Raw genomic sequence first — 19,800 nt, forward strand, 5'->3', positions numbered from 1 at the left:
GATTGACCCATGGTTCGCCTCTGGATAGTCCTCGGCGTCGCTGCCGCGGTTTTCTACATCTATTCCGTGGCAGACTGCGCCCTATTCGACCGATCCCGAGTGCGTGGCCTTCCCAAGCCCGTGTGGCTTCTCATCATCATCCTGTTCCCGGTCATCGGCGGGGTGCTCTGGTTCCTCATCGGACGAGGTCGCCGCAAGAACGGCCTGGGCCGCCGGACAGTCGCACCGGACGACGACCCCGAATTCCTCAAGCGCCTCCGCGTCGACCACGACCAGGAGGAGCGCATCCGGCAGCTGGAGAAAGAACTCTCCGACCTCGATGACAACGGACCAGACAACGACCAAACCGGCCGCCGGGATGGGTGAACGCCCCGCACAACCCGCCCGCACGGGAAACCCAGCTACCGACTACTCCATCGCACTCCTCACCGCGTTCGTCCGCGCAGGGGTCCGTGACCTGATCGTCAGTCCAGGATCGCGTTCGCAAGCCCTCGCCCTCGTCGCCGCCGAACTCGAACGGTCCGGCTCCGCCCGGCTGCACGTGCGCATCGACGAACGCGTCGCCGGGTTCCTCGCGCTCGGCCTCGCACGCGAGGGCGGTGCGCCGGCCGTCGTCATCACCACCAGCGGCACGGCGACGGCCAACCTGCACCCCGCCGTTCTGGAAGCGCACGAGTCCGGTGTCCCGATGATCGTCCTCACCGCCGACCGTCCGGACGAACTGCGCGGCATCCGCGCCAACCAGACCACACAGCAGGACGGCCTCTACGACGTCGCCGTGCGTTCGACCCGCGACATCCCAGCGCCGATCGGCATCGACGACGAACCGGAGGCGGCGGCCGCCATCGCGCTCGCCGCCGTGCGTGAAGCGGTCGGCGCCGACACCGGCGATCCGGGGCCCGTGCACCTCAACGTCGCCTTCCGTGAGCCGCTGTCTGTCGCTGTGCCGGAGCTCGGGCGCGTCGAGACCGGCGAACGGCCGGAGACGGCAGGGCCGGAGGCGCTCGGCAGGGAGACCATCGAACTCGCAGACGGTCCCCGCACCGTCGTGATCGCGGGGGCCGATGCCGGCGCAGACGCGGAGGACTTCGCCCGCGCGGCGGGAGCACCGCTGCTGGCCGAGGTGTCGAGCGGATCCCGGTTCGGGCCGAGCCTCGTCGTCGCGTACCGAGAGCTGCTCCGCGAGGAGACGTTCGGCGGTCGCGTCGAGCGCGCCGTCGTGTTCGGGCATCCGACGCTCAGCCGCGAAGTGCCCGCGTTGCTCACCAGGGCGAACGTCGAGGTGATCGTCGTCGCGCCGCGCGGTGTGCAGGCGTACAACCCCGGGCATCGCGCACGCGTCGTCGGCAGAGTGCTGCCACCCGCATCCATCGACCTGCGGTCGCCGGAAGTGCGTGCGTGGGTGGGCAGTTGGGTGTTCGGCAGCCGCAGGCTCATCGAGGCCGCCGAGCAGGCGGCCGACCCTGCCGCCACCGCGCCGGACGTCGACAAGGCGCGCTCGTACGACCGGGCGGACGCCCTCGCGTTCGCCAGGGCGGAACTCGCCGCCGTCCGCGCCCCCATCACCCGCCCGCTGCTCGCGGAAGCGCTCTGGCGGTACACCTGGCCGCACGACCGGCTGCTGTTCGGCGCATCCAGACTGGTGCGCGACGCCGACCGCATCGTCTCAGGCAAGAAGCTGCGGGTGCACGCCAACCGCGGGCTCGCCGGCATCGACGGGACGATCGCCACGGCGATCGGCATCGCACTGGAGAGCCAGGCTGCGGCGGAGGCCGCAGGGTCGCCGTCCGGGGTCACTCGTGTGCTGCTCGGGGACATCGCGCTGCTGCACGACGTCGGCTCGCTGCTGTTCGGCGAAGGGGAGCGACGACCGCACCTGCAAGTGATCGTCGGCAACGACGGCGGAGGCACGATCTTCGACGGGCTCGAGGTGGCGTCGAGCGCCGGGGCCGGTGCGTTCGACCGTGTGCTCTACACGCCGCAGCGTGTCGACGTCGCGATGCTCGCGCAGGCCTACGGCTGGGCACACCGCATCGTGCGGACGAAGGGCGACCTCGACCAGGCGCTGTCGGCGCCCCCGGCGGGTGTCAGTATCGTCGAGGTCCCGCTGGACCGCTGAGCGTCCACCGGAAGCGGGCGACACGCTCCGCCGCATCCGGGTTGGGCCGATGCCGCGAACGGGAGAGAGTTCCGCCGGTGCCGGTGCCGGTGCCGGTGCCGTAAAACAAAGCATCCCGCCCGAGGGGCGGGATGCTAAGGACGTAAACATTGATGTTCATGCAACGTTTTCAGGTCGATCCTAGTGGGGGAAAGATGTGTTGTCCACGCGCTGACCGATGTGATGTCTGGTACTGATACAGACAACATTCTTAATATGAATGGACACTTGCGCCCGTCCCGCTCCTTCGTGCCATCCTCGACGCGCGTGGTACGTTGCAACTCGCAGAGACTGCCGCGCGGCAAGCTCTGAAGCCCGTAGCGGATCAGGCGACGCAGAAGATACGGCGTCGGGTGGCGCCGTCGCGCCCCCAACCCTCCCGGAACGCACAACTCGCCGCGACGCCTCGCGCGGTCGGTTGGAGGCTCTCGACAACGGAAGTGAAGGTTCGTTGGCGGCTGGCTAGCATGACCGGGTGCACATGATCTTCCGGACGATGCTTCACTTCCTGTTGTCGCGCTTCGGCGCCCGGCTGGGGCACTGGGATGTCGCGCGAACCCGGTTCCGGGTTCTGCCGACCGACCTCGACATTCTGAAGCACATGAACAATGGCGTGTATCTGTCCATCGCGGACATCGGGCGGTTCGACCTGCTCAGCCGCAGCGGGGTGTGGGCGATCTTCAAGAAGCGCGGGTGGTATCCGGTGGTCGCGTCGGAGACGATCTCGTTCCGGAAATCGCTGGAGCTGTGGCAGCCGTTCGTGGTCGAGTCGCGCATCCTGGGGTTCGATGAGCGGGCGGTGTATGTGGAGCAGCGGTTCACGGTGGACGGTGAGATCTACACGCAGGCGTTCATCCGGGGTCGTTTCCTCAAGAGGGGCGGAGGCATCGTGACCATCGAAGAGCTGCTGGAGGCGGTGGGCCCGTCGCCCACCGATGTGACGGTGCCGGAGTGGCTGGTGAAGTGGGGTGCGGACGCCGCGCTCCCGTCGACGAAGGCCGACGCGCCGAGCGTCTGGGCGGAGTGACCGACCAGACGCTCGGCGCAGTCAAATCTTCCTAGCTGCGGACTGTGGCCGGGCCGAACGCGAAGACGCCCTCCGGGTCCCAGGTGGCGCGCGCCGCGGCCAGACCGTCGAAGATCGCCGGGGGCCAGGTGTGCTCGAACGTCGTGGCGTCGGTGAGGTCGCCGGACCAGTTGACGTTGGTGACCTTCGAGACGCGGTCGCCCAGCGCTTCCGCGACGGCCGCGGCGCGAGCAGGGGCGAGCTCGGCGAAGGTCGCCGGGTTCGCCGCGATGGTCGACACCGTGTATCGGCCGTCGCGTCCGCCGACCGCTGATCCCCCTGGGACGTCGGTGGCTGTCGCGCCGCCGAGCTGGCGGATCTCCAATGCCAGGAATGGCGAGTCCGTGCCAGGACCGGCGACGGCGAAGAGCGCATCGCCAGCCTGCTGGTCGAACGTGCCGAGCATGAGGCCCTTGATCCAACTCGGGCCACCCTCCTCCGGGTCGTTGTGGATGGTCGCGACGGCTGTGGTGGGAATCTCGCCGACGAGGTCGAGATACACCGGCGCCGCGGCGCGCATCGGCGCGAACAGGCGTTCGCCTTCCTCCGCGTCGCCGGGGAAGGCGAAGCGCACGCTGAGGAGCGAGCGACCTCGGAGCGGCGGCGGTGGCCCTTCCATATCCGGGATCTGTAGGAAGACGACCGAGGTGGTCGCCTCCTCGGGCAGCGCGGACGACCAGTCGATCCACGCGCGGAACGCGTCGGCGATGGCGTCACCCTCGAAGAAGACGCTTCCGGCGTAGAGGGTGCGCAGGGCGACGAGCTCGATGGTCATCTCGGTGACGACGCCGAGGCCGCCCTTGCCGCCGCGAAGCGCCCAGAAGAGATCGGGGTTGGTATCGGCGTCGGCTGTGACCAGCTCGCCCTCCGCTGTGACGACGCGGAACGCGCGCACCCAGTCGGACGTGAAGCCGTGGCTTCTCGCGAGAGGGCCGAGGCCGCCGCCGAGCGTGTACCCGACGGCCCCGACGCTGGTCGACGAGCCGGTGACGGGCATGAGCCCGTACTCTGCGGTCGCTTCGATGACGGGTGCCCAGCGCACGCCGGCGCCGAGGACGGCGAGTTGTGCATCCGGATCGATGGCGATGGCATCGAGCGCCTGCGTTGCGATGATCATGCCGCCCACGATCGGCACTTCCGACCCGTGGCCGGTTGCCAGCACCCGCACCGAGATGCCGGTGTGCCGCGCGAAGCGGACGGCCTCGGCGACGTCGTTCTCATCGGTGACGGCGACCACGATGTCCGGATCGTGGACGACCGTCGGGTTGAAGCCCGCGACCAGAGCCGCGAGCCCCTCCTCCCCCGGAGGTGGACAGTTCCTGCAATGGCGTCGCGCAGGCGCGCGACAGCGTCGGTCTTAGTTTCGATTCCCATGACGAGAATGTATGGGACACCGCCGACAGTGGGAATCACAGACGATATCGTCAGAGCCCTGACGTAGCATTCCCTGCATGAGTACCGTCCTCCCCGCAGCGCCGGCCGCCGCCGGTGGCGCGGTCGACACGGTCTACCGTCCAGCCTCCCCGGTGGATGTGCGGAGCACGCTCTCCGTGCTCGGCCGCGGCCCGCACGACCCGACCACCCGGTGGGATGCGGGAGGGGTGTGGCGCACGTTCCGCACGCCGGCGGGGGCGGCGACCGTGCGCATCCGGTATCCGGCAGCAGACGGGAGCATCCGGGCGACGGCGTGGGGGCCGGGCGCCGAGTGGACGATCGACGCTGTGCCCGCGCTTCTCGGCAGAGACGACGACTGGGGCGGGCTCGACGTGAGCGCGACGCCCCTGCTGCACGACAGCCGACGCCGCAACGACGGGCTACGGCTTTCCAGCACCAACCGGCTGATCGAGGCATTGCTGCCCGCCGTGATCGAGCAGCGCGTGACGAGTCTGGAGGCGTACCGGTCGTGGGCGCGGTTGCTGCGCTGGTTCGGCGAGGTCGCCCCCGGTCCTGCTCCGGAGGGGATGCGCGTCGTGCCGAGCGTCGCCCAGTGGCGCGGCGTCCCGTCGTGGGACTGGCACCGCGCGGGCGTCGATCCCGGACGGGCTCGCACAGCACAGGCGGCGCTCGCCGTCGCCGCCTCCCTCGAACGCGCGGTCGACCGCGCTGAGACGCGGGAGGACGCGGCCCGCGCGCTGAAGACCATCCCGGGGATCGGTCCGTGGACGGCGGCGGAGACCCTGCAAAGGACGACGGGCGATCCGGACATCGTCAGTGTCGGCGACTACCACCTCGCGCACTACGTTGGCGAAGCGCTCACCGGGCAGCGGGTCGACGACGATGGGATGCTCGAACTGCTCGCACCGTGGGCGGGGCACCGTCAGCGCGTCATCCGGCTCATCCTCGCCAGCGGGCACCGGTTCGAGCGTCGGGGGCCGCGCATCACGCTGCAGGATCACCGCTGGCACTGAGCGGGAGGGAGCGGTCGTCCGCTCGTCAGCCGTCCGCTCGTCAGCCCGCAGCTCGTCAGCCCGTCGTGCCTGTCCCGCGTTCGACCGCGTGCAGGGTCGCGTGCTCGGCCTTGATGTCCTGGTTGAGTTCGCGGCACAGGTTCTCGTAGTGCTCGAGCAACGCCGGGTAGTAGTCGTTCCAGTTCGGCATCGCCTTGCCGGCACGCGCAGCGATCAGACGGTCGAAGTAGTAGTCCCAGCTGACGCCGATCTCCGCTTCCTCAGTCAGTGAGCGGAGGCGCTGGCCGAAGGTCACCGTGGTGTGACCGCTCGACTCGGTGAGGTGGACGAACATTCGGCGCGACGTGTCGGAGGGGCCGATGTCCACCGCGAACCGGTGCGGCGCCTCACACTCCAGAATGGTGACGTTCTCCCACTCGCCGACGTCGCCGTCCACGTTCATCCGGAACCGGGCGGCTCCGGTGGACGCCAGTCCGGTGGTCTCGCCGATCCACTCGGCCAGACGCGGAGATCGGGTGAACGAGGCCCAGACCTGTTCGATCGGAGACTTGAAGATCCTGTCCAGGACCACGTAGACCCCGTCGTCTTTGCGTACGAGTCGACCTGTTGGTTGCGGCATCATGGTGCACCTCCCGCTAAACCCTCACACTAGTCACGTTGCAGGGTTTGCGGCAGTGGATGCGGTGTGAGTCCTCACACGGATCAGCCCTCCAGCACCGCCATCGCGGCGTTGTGGCCGCCCAGCCCGCTGACGGCGCCGCCGCGGCGTGCGCCAGAGCCGCACATCAGGATGCGCGGGTGCTCGGTGGCGACGCCCCACCGGCGTGCCGCGGTGTCGAGCGGGTCGTCGTCGTCGGCGAACGGCCAGGAGAGCGGGCCGTGGAAGATGTTGCCTCCCGGCATGTTCAGCGCGTGCTCGATGTCTTTGGTGGTCTTCGTCTCGATGCAGGGATTGCCGTCCGCATCGGTGAGCAGGAGACTTTCGATGGGTTCGGCCAGGACCGAGTTGAGGGAGGCGAGCACCGCATCCTGGAGCCGTTGCCTGGTGGCGTCGTTGTTGTCGTCGGTGAGCCAGCGGTCGGGGGTGTGCAGGCCGAACACGGTGATGGTCTGAGCTCCGGAGGCGGCGAGCTCCGGGTCGAGGATGCTCGGATCGGTGAGCGAGTGACAGTAGATCTCGCACGGGATGAGGTCGGGCATGACGCCGCGGACCGCCCCGGCATACGCCTCCTCCAGCTGTGTGTAGGTCTCGTTGATGTGGAAGGTGCCGCCGAAGGCCGCTGCGGGGTCGACGGTCTCGTCGCGGAGCCGGGGGAGACGCGAGAGGAGGAGGTTGACCTTGACCTGGGCGCCCTCGGCGCGGGGGCGGGGGCGGGGTGCCGGCGCCGCTTCGCCTTCTGGCGATGCTGCGATCTCGGGTGCCTGGGTGAGCAGCGCGTCGAGCACGTTCGGTGCGACGTTGACCAGGACGTGGCGGCCGATCACCCGGCGGTCGTGGCCGTGCCTGTCGTAGCGGACGGTGCCGTCGGGGCTGATCGACGTCACCTCCGCGTCCGTCACGATGCGTGCGCCGGCCTCGCGGGCCGCTCTGGCGAGCTCGCCAGTGACCGTTCCCATGCCGCCCACGGGGACGTCCCACTGTCCGGTGCCCTGGCCGATGACGTGATAGAGGAAGCAGCGGTTCTGGGCGAGTGACGGGTCGGACACGCTCGCGAAGGTGCCGATCAGCGCATCCGTCGCCACCACGCCGCGCACGAGGTCCGTGGAGAGACGGGACTCGATGAGTTCGCCGATGGGGCGCTCGAAGACGGAGTCCCAGAGCGCGTCGTCGCCGACGAGCGACTTGGCCTCGCTGCGGGTCAGGAGCGGTTCGGTGACCGTCGGCCAGAGCGCTTCGGCGATGGAACCGGTCGTGTCGTAGAAGTCGTGGAACGCTGCGGCGTCGTCGGCCGCCCCGATGCGGGCGAAGGAGGAGGCGGTGGCGTCGGCGTCCGTGTTGTCGATGAGAAGCGCTGCGCCGTCCGGGTCGCCGGGGACCGGTGTGTATGAGGAGTACCGGCGGCGGGCCAATCGGATGCGCAACCCGAGGTCGTCGACGATGCGCTGCGGCAGCAGGCTGACCAGATAGGAGTACCGGGACAGCCACGCGTCGACGCCGGAGAAGGCCTGGGCGCTGACCGCGGCGCCGCCCACTGCTTCGAGACGTTCGAGAAGAATGACGCTCTTCCCGGCACGCGCGAGATAAGCGGCGGCGGTGAGCCCGTTGTGGCCACCGCCGACGATCACGACATCGTGCGTCGGCGCCTGCTCTGGCGTCTGCTCTGACGCCTGCTCTGACGCGGGGGTGGATGCTGGGGTGGCGGTCATGCGTCTGAGCCTATTCGGAGCGTGGATGCCGCTTCAATGCGCGGGTCGCTCACGGGTCAGGCGGGGACTGCTCGTGCGAGCGCGTCACGGCACGCCACCACGCCTGGACGGTCGGCCGACGAGCGTCTCGCCGAGGTGAACACCGTGCGGCGTGGTGCGCCAGGGAGGTCGGTCAGGCGAACGCTCGGGGACTCGCCCGCCCAGACCAGGTCGGGCAGGATGCCCACGGCGTTGCCGGACCGGATCAGCCGGATGTGCGCGATGAGGTCGGCCGTCTCGTAGCGGACGTCCGGCTCGAAGCCCGCGGCCCGGCAGAGCTGCACCGCCCAGGTGCGCGCGGCCGTTCCCTGCGGCTCCATCACCCACGGGAGGGACGCCGCACCGGCCAGGCTCGTGGCGGTGACCCGCGCATCCGGATCGGCGCTGCTCGCCAGATGGATGGCGTCGGAGGCCAGCTCGATGCGGTCGAGGTCGGCGCGGAGACCGCGCGTGCTCCCCGGATACTGCTCGGCGATGACCAGGTCGAAGTCGCGGGCGGAGACCTCGAACAGGCCCTGCTCCGGTTCGCGTTCGGTGACCTCGATGCGGAGCTCGGGGTATTCGGCGGCGAGCGTCGTGAGGGCGCGCGGGATGATCGCGTGCGCGGCGGACTGGAAGACGGCGACGCGCACGACACCGGCGACGGTGGTGATGGAGGCGGTGAGTTCGGCCTCCGCGCGGTCGAGGAGGTCCAGGATGTCGGCCGTGTGGCGCACCAGGATCTGGGCCTGTGCGGTGAGCTGGACGCGGCGGCCGACCTTCTCCAGGAGCACGACGCCCGATTCCCTTTCCAGAGCCGAGAGCTGCTGGGAGACTGAGGAGGGGGCGTACGAGAGCGCCTCCGCGACGCCGGTGACGGTGCCGCGCACGTGCAGTTCTCGCAGGAGGCGGAGTTTGCGCACGTCGAGCATGGGAATCCATTCGGGTCTATTGAACGATACTGTTCGAAAACATTCGCTTTTCCTGATGGTACTGCGGCCTCACACTGTTTCCACAGGGGTCGGTTCTCCACAACTTCCGCCGACCTCAGGGATCCCCCGAGCAGCGAGGAATACAGTCGTGGACATGGTCAATCACACGGATGGCACCGAGGCGCGCCCCTCGCAGATCGCGGACGAAGCGGTCGAACTCGTGCGCACCTGGCTCGCCCAGAGTTCCGCGACGACCGACGGAGACGCGCCGAAGCAAGATCCGGCGGCCGAGCGTCTCGCCGGTGTGCTGAAAGACCCGAAGGGGCTCGACTTCGCAGTGGGATTCGTCGACGGCGTCGCGCGTCCGCAAGACCTCTTCGTTGCGGGATACAACCTGCAGAGGGTCGCCAAGAACATCCCGTCGTTCCTGCCCTGGTACATGCGATTCGCCATCTGGCTCGGCGGTGTCTTCGGGCCGGTGCTGCCGTGGATCGTCATCCCGATCGCGCGGAGGGTGCTGCGCGGAATGGTCGGCCACCTCGTCGTGGATGCGACGCCGGAGAAGCTCGGACCGGCCATCGCCCACCTGCGCACGCCCAACGACCCGCACGGGCACGGAGCCAGGCTCAACCTCAACCTCCTCGGCGAGGCCGTGCTCGGAGAGAACGAGGCGGCTCGGCGGCTGGAAGGCACGCGGGCGCTGCTCGCGCGCGACGATGTCGACTACGTCTCGATCAAGGTGTCGTCGATCGCGTCGCAGCTCTCGATGTGGGCGTTCGACGAGACGGTCGAGCGCGTGATCGAGCGGCTCACCCCGCTGTACCAGCTCGCGGCGTCGTCGCCGAAGCCGAAGTTCATCAACCTCGACATGGAGGAGTACCGCGACCTCAACCTGACGATGGCGGTCTTCACGGGCATCCTGAGCAAGCCGGAGTTCGCGAAGCTCGAAGCCGGGATCGTGCTGCAGGCCTACCTGCCAGACGCCCTGGATGCGCTGCAGACCCTCACCGAGTGGTCCACCGCCCGGCGGATATCGGGTGGGGCTCCCATCAAGGTGCGCGTGGTCAAGGGAGCGAACCTCGCGATGGAGCGCGTCGACGCAGCCATCCACGACTGGCCGCTCGCCACCTACGGCAGCAAGCAGGCCACAGACACCAACTACAAGCGCGTGCTCGACTGGGCCCTCACGCCGGAGCACACCGACGCGGTGAAGATCGGGGTCGCCGGGCACAACCTGTTCGACGTGGCTTACGCGTGGCTGCTCGCGTCGCGGCGCGGGGTCACCGCCGGCATCGACTTCGAGATGCTGCTCGGCATGGCGACCGCGCAGGCGGAGGCGGTCAAGAAGACGGTCGGCAGCCTACTGCTCTACACGCCGGTGGTGAACCCGTCGGAATTCGACGTCGCGATCTCCTACCTGATCCGCAGGCTCGAAGAGAACGCGAGCCAGGAGAACTTCATGTCCGCTGTGTTCGAGCTCGACTCGAACCCCGCGCTGTTCGAGCGGGAGAAGCAACGCTTCCTCGCCTCGATCGCCGACCTCGACGCAGACCAGCAGCCGTGGGGCGTCGCACCGGTGCCCAACCGGCAGCAGGACCGTTCGCGGGAGTGGGACCAGGAGAGCGCAGACGCCTTCACCCGGCCGTCGGCGCCGGAGCCCGTCGCCGGGACCGACGATGGGCTGACGAGCGTGGTGCTCGGGCTGCGACGCGGGTCGAGCGGGGATGGGCTTCTGAGGCAGGACGCTGCGGCCGGAACTGGGGCGGCGTCTGGAGCTGCGGCTGGAGCTGGGCCGGCGTCTGGAACGGCAGCAGCGCCCGGGGCGGCCGCCGGGGTGCCCGTCGAGGTCGAGGTGACGCGCGGCTTCCGCAACGCAGCGGACACCGACCCGTCGCTGGCGGCGAACCGCTCCTGGGGGCGCAAGATCCTCGCCAGGTCGGCGACGTCCGAGTTGGGGGCCGACACGATCGCGGCGGCAGCCGTCACCGGAGCGGACCAGCTCGACCACCTCATCCAGACCGTCGGGATCAACGGTGAGGCCTGGGGTGCGCGCAGCGGCTTCGACCGCGCGGCCGTCCTCGACCGCGCAGGGATCGCCCTCGCGGCGAACCGCGACAGGCTCATCGAGGTGATGGCGTCCGAGACGGGCAAGACCATCGCAGAGGCAGACCCCGAAGTGAGCGAAGCCATCGACTTCGCCCACTACTACGCCAGCAGGGCGCGCGAACTGGATGCGGTGCAGGGCGCACGCTTCGTGCCGTCGAGGGTCACGGTCGTCACCCCTCCGTGGAACTTCCCCGTCGCGATTCCGGCCGGCTCCGTCCTGTCCGCGCTCGCCGCGGGAAGCGGTGTCATCATCAAGCCGGCGCCGCAGGCCAAGCGATCCGGCGCCGTGATGGTCGAAGCGCTCTGGGAGGCCGGCATCCCGCGCGAATTGCTGGCGCTCGCCGACGTGGCGGAGAACGACCTCGGGCAGCGGCTCGTCGCCGATCCGCGAGTGGACAGGGTGATCCTCACCGGAGCGTACGAGACGGCCAAGTTGTTCCGCTCCTGGCGGCCGGACCTCCCGCTGCTCGCCGAGACGAGCGGCAAGAACGCGATCATCGTCACGCCCAGCGCCGACTACGACCTCGCCGTCTCCGACATCGTGAAGAGCGCGTTCGGGCACGCTGGACAGAAGTGCTCGGCGGCCAGCCTGGTCATCCTGGTCGGCTCCGTCGCGAGCTCCGAACGCTTCCGCCACCAGTTGATCGATGCGGCCACGAGCATGCGCGTCGGATACCCGAGCGACCCGACGAGCCAGATGGGGCCGCTCATCGAGCCAGCGTCCGGCAAACTGCTGCACGCTCTCACGACGCTCGGTGCGTCCGAGGAATGGCTCGTGAAGCCGAAACAACTGGATGCGACAGGCAAACTCTGGTCGCCCGGCATCCGGGCCGGGGTGCAGCCGGGGTCATACTTCCACCTGACCGAGTTCTTCGGGCCCGTGCTCGGGATCATGACGGCGAAGAACCTCGACGAGGCCATCCGCTACCAGAACGCCATCGAGTACGGCCTCACCGCCGGGCTGCACTCGCTCGACTCCGAGGAGCTGGCGCTCTGGCTCGACACGGTCGAAGCCGGAAACCTCTACGTCAACAGGGGGATCACCGGCGCGATCGTGCAGCGGCAGCCGTTCGGCGGCTGGAAGCGGTCATCGGTCGGCACAGGGACGAAGGCCGGAGGCCCCAACTACCTGATCGGTCTCGGCTCGTGGGTGCCGGATTCGGGCAACTCCAGTGCCAGCCTGCACCTCCGCGGGCTCGACAAGCGGGTGTCCGACCTCATCGAGTCCGGGCAGTCGTCGATGGACTACGCGGCGTTCGACGTGGTGCGGCGCTCGGCGCTCAGCGACGCCATCGCCGCGGCGACCGAATTCCACACGGTCAAAGACGTCTCCGGCATCGGCGTCGAGCGGAACCTGTTCCGCTACCGGCCGGTGCCTGTCACCATCCGGCTGTCCGAAGGGGCGGGGCTCCCGGAGCTGCTGCGCCTGATGGCGGCGGGAACCGTCGCGGAGTCGCCGTTCTCTGTGAGCACGGCGGTCAAACTGCCGCGGGCGATGCACCAGCTGCTGCGCGAACGGGAGATCGAGGTCGTGGTGGAGTCCGACGCGCACTGGCTGTCGCGCATCCGGTCGCACGCGGCGCGTCCGCACCGCATCCGGTTGATCGGGGGCGAAGCCACAGCGCTGGCCGCGGCGCTCGGAGGCACCCCCGATGTGGCCGTCTACGCCAACGAGGTCACGCCATCCGGGCGTATCGAGGTGCTGCCGTTCCTGCACGAGCAGGCGATCTCGATCACCAACCACCGTTTCGGGAACCCGACGCAGCTTTCCGAAACAGTCATCTGAGAAGCGGAGAGCGGCGCGTAGCCTGACACTATGACGACACCCACACCGGCAGCTGCACCGACCGCTGTACCGACTCTTCCGCTCAACTCCGGTACCTCCATTCCTCAGCTCGGCCTCGGCACCTGGCCGCTCGACGACCACCAGGTCGAGCGGACCATCGTGGAGGCTGTAGCCATCGGATACCGTCACATCGACACGGCAGTGAAATACGGCAACGAGGTCGGCGTCGGGCTCGGCGTGAAGCGCAGTGGGGTGGATAGGGAAGACCTGTTCGTCACGACCAAGCTCGACGGCACGTACCAGGGCGCCGACCGCGCCGTCGACGGGCTGGACAGCTCCCTCGCCCGGCTGGGGCTCGACTACGTGGACCTGCTGCTCATCCACTGGCCGCTGCCGGCGCGCGACGAATTCGTGTCCACCTGGGAGACGTTCATCCGGCTGCGGGACGCCGGCAAGGCGCGCGCGATCGGGGTCTCCAACTTCAAGCCGGCGCACATCGACAGGCTGATCGCCGAGACGGGCGTGACCCCGGCGGTGAACCAGATCCAGTTGAGCCCAGCGATCCAGCGCCGCGAACAGCGTGCGTACGACACCGAGCACGGCATCGTCACCGAATCGTGGAGCCCGCTCGGCGCGGGTGGCGACCTTCTGCGCTCGCCCGTGCTCGCGGAGATCGCCGAGAAGCACGAGAAGACGGCCGGACAGGTGGTGCTGCGCTGGCACCTCCAGAACGGGCTGGTCGCGATCCCGAAATCGAGCAACGCGCAGCGCCTGGCCGAGAACCTCGACGTCTTCGGGTTCGAACTGGACGCCACGGAACTGGCCGCGATCGACACGCTCGACGAGGGGCCGGACGCAGGGGTGGACTCGGACCACAGCGGACACTGAGTCGGGCGCGGGCGCGGGCGCGGGCGTCGTGGTCGGCGCGGGCGCGGGAGTGGGCGTCAGACGTCGCGCGTCAGGCGCGGAGGCGTGACTCCAAGGCGGCGCGGGCCAGGGTGAGTGCCGCATCCACGGTGAGACCCAGGTCGGCTGCGCGGTCGGCGAACACGGCGGCGGCGGTGGCGGCCTCGCGCTGGGCCGCATCCGTCGCGGCGACGAACGTGCCTGCGCGGCCACGAGTCTCCAAGACGCCGACGTGCTCCAGCTCGCGGTAGGCGCGCGCAATCGTGTTGGGGGCGAGGCCGAGCGCGTCCGCGAGCGCTCGCACGGGCGGGAGACGCAGACCGACAGGCGCGTCCCCGGACCCGACCGCCGCGAGGATGTGAGCCTTCAACTGCTCGAACGGCGGGGTGGTCGCCGACGCGTCGATCGCCCCGGCGAACAATTCCGGCGCCCCTGACACGCTGGAGGAGTCATTCACGACGGGTCCGCCTTCCCTGCGGTCGGTGCGCTGCTGACGAGCGGCAGGACCACGGTGACCACAAGGCCACCGCCCTCTGCATTCGCCAGGATCACGCTACCGCCCGCCGACCCGGCGATGGCGCCGACGATCGCCAAGCCGAGACCGCCGCCGGAGTGCGCTGTGCGTGCGCCGTCCGCCCGGGTGAACCGGTCGAGCGCCACCGGGATGAACTCGTCCGGCATTCCGGGGCCGGAGTCCTGCACCGTGAGAATGACCTCGGCGTCGGTGGCGGTGAGGTCTGCGATGACCGTCGCATCCCGGAGTTCTGGGGGGTCGGTTTCCGCCGCGATCGCCGTGATCGCGTTGCCGATGAGGTTGTCCAGGATGCGGCCGAAGTCGGTCGGCGACAGCCCCACCAGGCGCTCGCCGGACGGCATTTTGCGGGGGTTGTAGTCGAAGTCGATCGAGATCGGCGGCGTGTCCTCCTCCGGGCTCGCGGCGAGGAGCCTGGCGCGGTCGATCGCGTCGGCCAGCTCGTCCGTGAGGGTGCGCCAGTCCGTGAGCCCGCTCGACGGTCCGGCCTCAATGCGCGACAGTTCGAGCAGATTGTTCGCGAGCTGGCCGAGGCGAAGGGCTGTGCTGTGAGAAGACCGGATGGCAGCGAGGAGAGCGTCGGCGTCGCCCGCGTCGAGTTCGGCCAGCTCGAGCTGGCCGCGGAGGACGGCGAGAGGCGTGCGCAACTCGTGGCTCGCGTCGGACACCATCTGCCGTTCGCGCTCCGCCGACGCCCGCAGCCTCCGGATGAGGTCGTTGAGGGTCCCCGCCAGCTCCGCCAGTTCGTCGCGCGCGGGATTCACGGTCAGCAGTCCGGTGGATTGCACGTCGGCGATGCGCTCCGCCTGCTCGCGCATCCGGCTCACCGGCCGCAGTGCGGCACGGGTCAGCAGCCACGAGGCGGCGCCGAAGCCGATCACCAGCAGCACGGCGCCGAACGCGAGAGCGCCGGTCAGGCGGTCCAGGATGAGGTCGGTCGTCTCGTTGTTGCGCGCAGCCACCACGTGCATCACGCCGTTCGGTGTCGGGACAGCGCGGACCAGGACGAGGTACTGGTCACCGCCGACCGTCACGCTCGTCGCGTCGTCGCCCAAGGTGAGCAGGCGGCTGATGTCGTTCTCCAGAGACCCGGGCAGCGTGGAGGCGAGCACCGTGCCGGACGAATCGACGATCGCGAGCTCTTGCCCGCCGCCCGGCAGGTCGAACGGCCCGGACGGGTTGTTTCCGAGCGCTGCGGCCGGCGCCGCCACGTCGTTGTCGAGCAGGGTGACGGTGGCGTTGTGCAGGATCGACGCGACACCGAACCGAACCACCTCGACCGCGACCAGCCCGAACAGGGTCGCGACGATCAGGCTCCCGATCGTGATGCGGGCCGTGATCGACAGGCGTCGGAGGCGGTTCACGGTCCCGTCACGCCGATCGAGCGCATCCCGTGTCTCATGCGCCACGCGTCACGAGGTCGCGACCTCGGCGTTCTTGGCGTCCAGCCGGTAGCCGCGGCCTCGCTCTGTCACGATGGCGAGACCGGCGCCGGCGAGCTCCAGCTTCTTGCGCAGGTAGGAGACGTACTGGTCGATGACGTTCGTCCCGATGTTCTCGGTGGTGCCCCACACCGTCTCCAGGATGTCGGAGCGGGCGAGGGTCTTGTCCGGGTTCGTCGCGAACAGGCGCAACAGGGTGAATTCGCGGCGGCTGAGCGGCATCTCGTGCCCGGACACCAGGGCACGGTGCTCGTGCGAGTCGATCGTGAGACGCCCGACCGTGACCTGGGGGCGCATCCCGGACGGTTCGCGGCGCAGCAGGGCACGGATCCGCGCGGCCAGCTCGGCGAACGCGAACGGCTTGGTGAGGTAGTCGTCGGCGCCGGAGTCGAGTCCGTGGACCCTGTCTTCGATGGCGTCGCGCGCGGTCAGCAGCAGGATGGGCATGGGGTTCGCCGCCTCGCGGATGTGGCGGCACAGCTCGAACCCGCTCATCCCTGGGAGCATCACGTCGATGGCGGCGGCCGAGTAGCTGTCGGTGCGTAGCGCGATGAGCGCGTCGACACCGTTGGTGACCAGGGTCACGTCATAGCCTTCGGCGGTGAGGCCGCGTTCGACGAGGCCTCCCATATCGGGATCGTCTTCGACAACGAGCAGCTTCATGGCATCATCGTGCCACCGTTTCCCGTGGTCGCGCTCGGATGGGCTTCGATCGGGCAGGGCGTTTCCTGTAGATCCTCGCAGGCCGCGCAGGAATTTCAGGCCTCGACGGCGGTGCGCAGCCCCTCCAGCGTCGTGGCCCAGTTGCTGCTCATCCTGTCGGCCTCCGCGCGGTCGGCGCACCCGCTCTGGGTGACGGTGACGCGCGTACCGCTCCCCTCCGGGCGGAGTGTGTAAGCGACGTCCTGGTAGCTCTCCGGCACATCCGGTTTGCCGCTCAACGGGCTGTAGTAGCTGCTCACCAGCCGCTCGCCGGGCACGAATTCGAGGATGGTCCCGTGGTCTTCGTACGGTTTCCCCTCCCACTCGCCGCGGTAGACGATGGGGCTGCCGACCCGCCAGTCCGACTCGACGCGCGTGCCGTAGAGGTACTGCGCGATGATCTCGGGGTCGGTGAGGGCGCGCCAGACCGCGTCGCGGTCCGCTGTGGTGAGGATGGACGCCTCTGCTGTCTCAGTCATGCCACCATCCTGCGCGCGTTCGGCGGGGGCGGCTTGAAGAAATGCGACGCGTGCGGACCCGCCAGGGCGGAGCGCGGCGGAGCGGGAGCGCGGCGTCAGGCGTTGCCGCGGCTGATCAGCCGGGAGAGCACGATCGCGGACCGGGTGTGGTCGACGTTCGGAGCGAGGCGCACCTTCTCCAGTGCGGCCTCCAGACTCGGGATGTCGCGCGACCGGATGTGCACGATGGCGTCGGCGCTGCCCGTCACCGTTCCCGCGTCCACGACCTCCGGAACGGCGGACAGGATGCGCAGCAGCTCATCGGGCGCGACCGTGCCGCGGCAGAAGAGTTCGACGTACGCCTCGGTGCTCATCCCGTCGATGGCGGGGTCGACCTGGATGGTGAAACCGCGGATGACGCCGTCGGATACGAGCCGGTCGACGCGGCGTTTGACGGCCGAGGCGGACAGGCCGACCACGGAGCCGATGTCGCCGTACCCCGCGCGGGCATTCTGGCGGAGCAGGTCGAGGATGCTGCGATCGAGGTTGTCCACGAGCGCTAGCATACGGTGGATCATTGCGTCGTCGCCCGGTATTACGCGGAATCGTTGCGCGGGGTGTGTAACGATTCGCTCTCGGCGCGGGCTGGCACAATGATTCGTCGCCTGTACCGGCCAGAATGGCGATTTCGTGCGCGACAACGCATCCATTCGCCGACAATCGTGTGTGACACTATCCCCATGTCGATCACCCACGAAGACGCCGAACCCCGCACGGAGCGGCCGGCGCGCATCCCGACGCGGCGGTCGGTGCTGATGTGCAGGCCGGAGCACTTCGTGGTCGTCTACCGGATCAACCCGTGGATGGATCCGGCACTTCCCACGGACACGTCGCTGGCGGTGCAGCAGTGGGATTCGCTCTACCGCACCTACCTCGACCTCGGCTACGACGTGCACCTGATCGACCCGCTGGACGGGTTGCCGGACATGGTCTATGCGGCGAACGGCGGGTTCGTCATCGACAACGTTGCGTACGGCGCGAGTTTCACCTACCCGGAGCGACAGCCGGAAGGCCCGGCATACATGGACTGGTTCCGCAGCAACGGCTTCGCCGTCGCAGAGCCGCGGAACGTGAACGAGGGCGAGGGGGACTTCCTCCTCGTCGGGGACGCCATCCTCGCTGGCACCGGATTCCGCAGCACAGACGCCAGTCACACGGAACTGGCCGAGCTGTACGGCAGGGAGGTCGTCTCGCTGCGGCTCGTCGACCCGAACTTCTACCACCTGGACACGGCGCTCTCCGTGCTCGACGGGACGCCGGGGCAGGAGCACGTCGCCTACCTGCCCTCCGCGTTCGACGACGCGAGCAGGGCGGTCATCGCCGAACGGTATCCGGACGCCATCGTCGTCAACGACGAGGACGCAGCCGTGCTCGGGCTCAACTCGTTCTCCGACGGGTTCAACGTGGTGATCGCATCCAGGGCTGCCGACTTCGCCAGGCAGTTGCGCGAGCACGGGTACAACCCGATCGGCGTCGACCTGTCCGAGCTGCTGCTCGGCGGCGGCGGGGTCAAGTGCTGCACCCTCGAACTGCGACGCTGAAAGGACAGCGCATGACGAACGACACGGCCGACACCGTCACCGGCACAGGCACGGACACCGTCGCCCACCGCATCCACCCCCGCACCGCCGCACCCACCAAGCGGCAGGCTGAGGCGATCGGGCGGGAGGAGGAGCACGCGGCGCACAACTACCATCCACTGCCCGTCGTGGTCGCCGAAGGGGACGGAGCCTGGGTCACAGACGTGGACGGCCGGCGCTACCTCGACTGCCTCGCCGCATACTCTGCGGTCAATTTCGGGCACTCCAACCCGGTGCTGCTGGATGCGGCGCGCGCGCAGCTCGACCGCATCACGCTCACCAGCAGGGCGTTCCACAACGACCAGCTCGGCCCGTTCGTGGAGGCGCTCGCGGCGCTCGCCGGAAAAGACCTGGTGCTGCCGATGAACACGGGCGCCGAGGCCGTGGAGTCCGGCATCAAGGTGGCTCGCGCGTGGGGGTACCGCGTGAAGGGCGTGCCGGACGGGCTCGCCAACATCATCGTGATGGCCGGGAACTTCCACGGCCGCACCACCACGATCATCAGCTTCTCCGACGATCCGGATGCGCGTGACGGCTTCGGTCCGTACACCCCCGGTTTCCGCACGGTCCCGTACGGCGACGCCGCGGCCGTCGCGGCCGCCGTCGACGAGAACACGGTCGCCGTGCTCGTCGAACCCATTCAGGGAGAGGCGGGCATCATCGTGCCTCCGGCCGACTTCCTTCCCGAACTGCGCGCGCTCTGCGACGAGAGACGCGTGCTGCTGATCGCGGACGAGATCCAGTCCGGCCTCGGCCGGACGGGTGCGACGTTCGCGTGCGACCTGGTGGGAGTGGTACCCGACCTCTACCTGCTGGGAAAGGCGCTCGGCGGCGGTATCGTGCCGGTCTCCGCAGTCGTCGGCAACCGTGATGTGCTCGGGGTGCTGAACCCCGGCGAGCACGGGTCGACGTTCGGCGGGAACCCGCTCGCTGCCGCCGTCGGGCGAGCCGTCGTCGCGATGCTCGCGACGGGGGAGCCGCAGGAGCGCGCCGCCCTGCTCGGGTCGCGGCTGCACACCGGGCTCACCCGGTTGATCGGGCACGGCGTACTCGCCGTGCGCGGCGCGGGGCTCTGGGCCGGGATCGACATCGACCCGGAGCTGGCGACGGGACGCGAGGTGTGCGAGCTGCTGATGGAGCGCGGGCTGCTGGCGAAGGACACGCACGGGTCGACCATCCGGTTGGCTCCGCCGATCGTCGTAGACCCCGCCGACCTGGACTGGGCGGTGGATCAGCTGGAGGCCGTGCTGCACGAGCTGTCCGGGCGGTAGAAACCGGA

At 69.3% G+C, this 19,800-nt stretch carries 17 protein-coding genes; 8 read left to right on the forward strand and 9 right to left on the reverse strand.

Going from position 1 to position 19,800, the window contains the following annotated elements; genetic code table 11:
- Positions 1–9 precede the first annotated feature (9 nt).
- From AC37TH_RS05140 to AC37TH_RS05150, 3 genes are all read left to right on the forward strand, one after another.
- Entirely contained in the window at positions 10–366 is a 357-nt protein-coding gene (locus tag AC37TH_RS05140) for a PLD nuclease N-terminal domain-containing protein (protein ID WP_490763264.1), read from the forward strand.
- Positions 359–2,119 carry a 2-succinyl-5-enolpyruvyl-6-hydroxy-3-cyclohexene-1-carboxylic-acid synthase gene (menD, locus tag AC37TH_RS05145; RefSeq protein WP_490763857.1) on the forward strand — a complete coding sequence of 587 codons (1,761 nt, stop codon included), beginning with the start codon at positions 359–361 and terminating at the stop codon, positions 2,117–2,119. Before AC37TH_RS05140 ends, menD begins: the two co-directional genes overlap by 8 nt.
- Positions 2,120–2,639: 520 nt before the next feature.
- Positions 2,640–3,185: an acyl-CoA thioesterase gene (locus AC37TH_RS05150; RefSeq protein ID WP_490763858.1), complete on the forward strand. Its 546-nt coding sequence runs from the start codon at positions 2,640–2,642 to the stop codon at positions 3,183–3,185.
- 31 nt (positions 3,186–3,216) lie between these two features.
- Here AC37TH_RS05150 and AC37TH_RS05155 read toward each other — a convergent pair whose 3' ends face one another.
- Positions 3,217–4,461, reverse strand: coding sequence for an FAD-binding oxidoreductase (locus AC37TH_RS05155; protein ID WP_490763265.1), 1,245 nt, complete (start codon positions 4,459–4,461; stop codon positions 3,217–3,219).
- Positions 4,462–4,675: 214 nt separating this feature from the next.
- On the opposite strand from AC37TH_RS05155, the gene AC37TH_RS05160 reads away from it, so the two are divergent.
- Positions 4,676–5,632 carry a DNA-3-methyladenine glycosylase family protein gene (locus tag AC37TH_RS05160; RefSeq protein WP_490763266.1) on the forward strand — a complete coding sequence of 319 codons (957 nt, stop codon included), beginning with the start codon at positions 4,676–4,678 and terminating at the stop codon, positions 5,630–5,632.
- A gap of 55 nt (positions 5,633–5,687) precedes the next feature.
- Here the strand turns inward: AC37TH_RS05160 and AC37TH_RS05165 are convergent, their stop codons facing one another.
- The 3 genes from AC37TH_RS05165 to AC37TH_RS05175 form a co-directional block, all read right to left on the reverse strand.
- Positions 5,688–6,254 (reverse strand): SRPBCC domain-containing protein, encoded by a 567-nt coding sequence (locus AC37TH_RS05165; RefSeq protein ID WP_490763267.1) that lies wholly within the window; start codon positions 6,252–6,254, stop codon positions 5,688–5,690.
- An 80-nt stretch (positions 6,255–6,334) separates the two neighbouring features.
- Entirely contained in the window at positions 6,335–7,999 is a 1,665-nt protein-coding gene (locus AC37TH_RS05170) for a phytoene desaturase family protein (protein ID WP_490763268.1), read from the reverse strand.
- Between the two features lie 56 nt (positions 8,000–8,055).
- The gene (locus AC37TH_RS05175; protein ID WP_490763269.1) at positions 8,056–8,949 is read right to left on the reverse strand and encodes a LysR family transcriptional regulator; all 894 of its coding nucleotides are present in this window, start codon (positions 8,947–8,949) and stop codon (positions 8,056–8,058) included.
- A 154-nt stretch (positions 8,950–9,103) separates the two neighbouring features.
- Between AC37TH_RS05175 and AC37TH_RS05180 the strand changes: the two genes are divergently transcribed.
- A complete protein-coding gene (locus AC37TH_RS05180) occupies positions 9,104–12,841 on the forward strand; it encodes a proline dehydrogenase family protein (RefSeq protein ID WP_490763270.1) in 3,738 nt (1,245 codons plus the stop codon).
- Positions 12,842–12,871: 30 nt separating this feature from the next.
- A complete protein-coding gene (locus tag AC37TH_RS05185) occupies positions 12,872–13,729 on the forward strand; it encodes an aldo/keto reductase (protein ID WP_490763271.1) in 858 nt (285 codons plus the stop codon).
- Positions 13,730–13,799: 70 nt separating this feature from the next.
- On the opposite strand, the gene AC37TH_RS05190 is transcribed toward AC37TH_RS05185, so the two are convergent.
- The 5 genes from AC37TH_RS05190 to AC37TH_RS05210 all read right to left on the reverse strand — a co-directional run bounded on the left by AC37TH_RS05190 (position 13,800) and on the right by AC37TH_RS05210 (position 17,435).
- Positions 13,800–14,204 carry a GntR family transcriptional regulator gene (locus AC37TH_RS05190; protein WP_490763272.1) on the reverse strand — a complete coding sequence of 135 codons (405 nt, stop codon included), beginning with the start codon at positions 14,202–14,204 and terminating at the stop codon, positions 13,800–13,802.
- On the reverse strand, positions 14,201–15,688 hold the full coding sequence (locus AC37TH_RS05195; RefSeq protein WP_490763273.1) for a sensor histidine kinase: 1,488 nt from the start codon (positions 15,686–15,688) through the stop codon (positions 14,201–14,203). The genes AC37TH_RS05190 and AC37TH_RS05195 overlap by 4 nt, the downstream gene beginning before the upstream one ends.
- A 3-nt stretch (positions 15,689–15,691) precedes the next feature.
- On the reverse strand, positions 15,692–16,384 hold the full coding sequence (locus AC37TH_RS05200; protein ID WP_490763274.1) for a response regulator transcription factor: 693 nt from the start codon (positions 16,382–16,384) through the stop codon (positions 15,692–15,694).
- 95 nt (positions 16,385–16,479) lie between these two features.
- Positions 16,480–16,902 carry an SRPBCC family protein gene (locus AC37TH_RS05205; protein WP_490763275.1) on the reverse strand — a complete coding sequence of 141 codons (423 nt, stop codon included), beginning with the start codon at positions 16,900–16,902 and terminating at the stop codon, positions 16,480–16,482.
- 95 nt (positions 16,903–16,997) lie between these two features.
- Entirely contained in the window at positions 16,998–17,435 is a 438-nt protein-coding gene (locus AC37TH_RS05210; RefSeq protein ID WP_055891313.1) for an Lrp/AsnC family transcriptional regulator, read from the reverse strand.
- A 186-nt stretch (positions 17,436–17,621) separates the two neighbouring features.
- Here AC37TH_RS05210 and ddaH point away from each other — a divergent pair, with 186 nt between their 5' ends.
- Positions 17,622–18,482, forward strand: coding sequence for a dimethylargininase (gene ddaH / locus AC37TH_RS05215; RefSeq protein ID WP_490763276.1), 861 nt, complete (start codon positions 17,622–17,624; stop codon positions 18,480–18,482).
- A gap of 11 nt (positions 18,483–18,493) precedes the next feature.
- A complete protein-coding gene (rocD, locus tag AC37TH_RS05220) occupies positions 18,494–19,792 on the forward strand; it encodes an ornithine--oxo-acid transaminase (RefSeq protein WP_490763277.1) in 1,299 nt (432 codons plus the stop codon).
- The last annotated feature ends 8 nt before the right edge of the window (positions 19,793–19,800 follow it).

It is taken from the genome of Leifsonia sp. McL0627 (assembly GCF_058244615.1).

Bases quoted from the DNA above. Each gene is read 5' to 3' on its own strand.
- AC37TH_RS05160 (WP_490763266.1), top strand. From the start codon at position 4,676: ATGAGTACCGTCCTCCCCGCAGCGCCGGCCGCCGCCGGTGGCGCGGTC.
- AC37TH_RS05150 (WP_490763858.1), top strand. From the start codon at position 2,640: ATGATCTTCCGGACGATGCTTCACTTCCTGTTGTCGCGCTTCGGCGCC.
- ddaH (WP_490763276.1), top strand. From the start codon at position 17,622: ATGTCGATCACCCACGAAGACGCCGAACCCCGCACGGAGCGGCCGGCG.
- AC37TH_RS05165 (WP_490763267.1), bottom strand. From the start codon at position 6,254: ATGATGCCGCAACCAACAGGTCGACTCGTACGCAAAGACGACGGGGTC.
- AC37TH_RS05185 (WP_490763271.1), top strand. From the start codon at position 12,872: ATGACGACACCCACACCGGCAGCTGCACCGACCGCTGTACCGACTCTT.
- AC37TH_RS05180 (WP_490763270.1), top strand. From the start codon at position 9,104: ATGGTCAATCACACGGATGGCACCGAGGCGCGCCCCTCGCAGATCGCG.
- menD (WP_490763857.1), top strand. From the start codon at position 359: ATGGGTGAACGCCCCGCACAACCCGCCCGCACGGGAAACCCAGCTACC.
- rocD (WP_490763277.1), top strand. From the start codon at position 18,494: ATGACGAACGACACGGCCGACACCGTCACCGGCACAGGCACGGACACC.
- AC37TH_RS05170 (WP_490763268.1), bottom strand. From the start codon at position 7,999: ATGACCGCCACCCCAGCATCCACCCCCGCGTCAGAGCAGGCGTCAGAG.
- AC37TH_RS05200 (WP_490763274.1), bottom strand. From the start codon at position 16,384: ATGAAGCTGCTCGTTGTCGAAGACGATCCCGATATGGGAGGCCTCGTC.
- AC37TH_RS05205 (WP_490763275.1), bottom strand. From the start codon at position 16,902: ATGACTGAGACAGCAGAGGCGTCCATCCTCACCACAGCGGACCGCGAC.
- AC37TH_RS05140 (WP_490763264.1), top strand. From the start codon at position 10: ATGGTTCGCCTCTGGATAGTCCTCGGCGTCGCTGCCGCGGTTTTCTAC.
- AC37TH_RS05175 (WP_490763269.1), bottom strand. From the start codon at position 8,949: ATGCTCGACGTGCGCAAACTCCGCCTCCTGCGAGAACTGCACGTGCGC.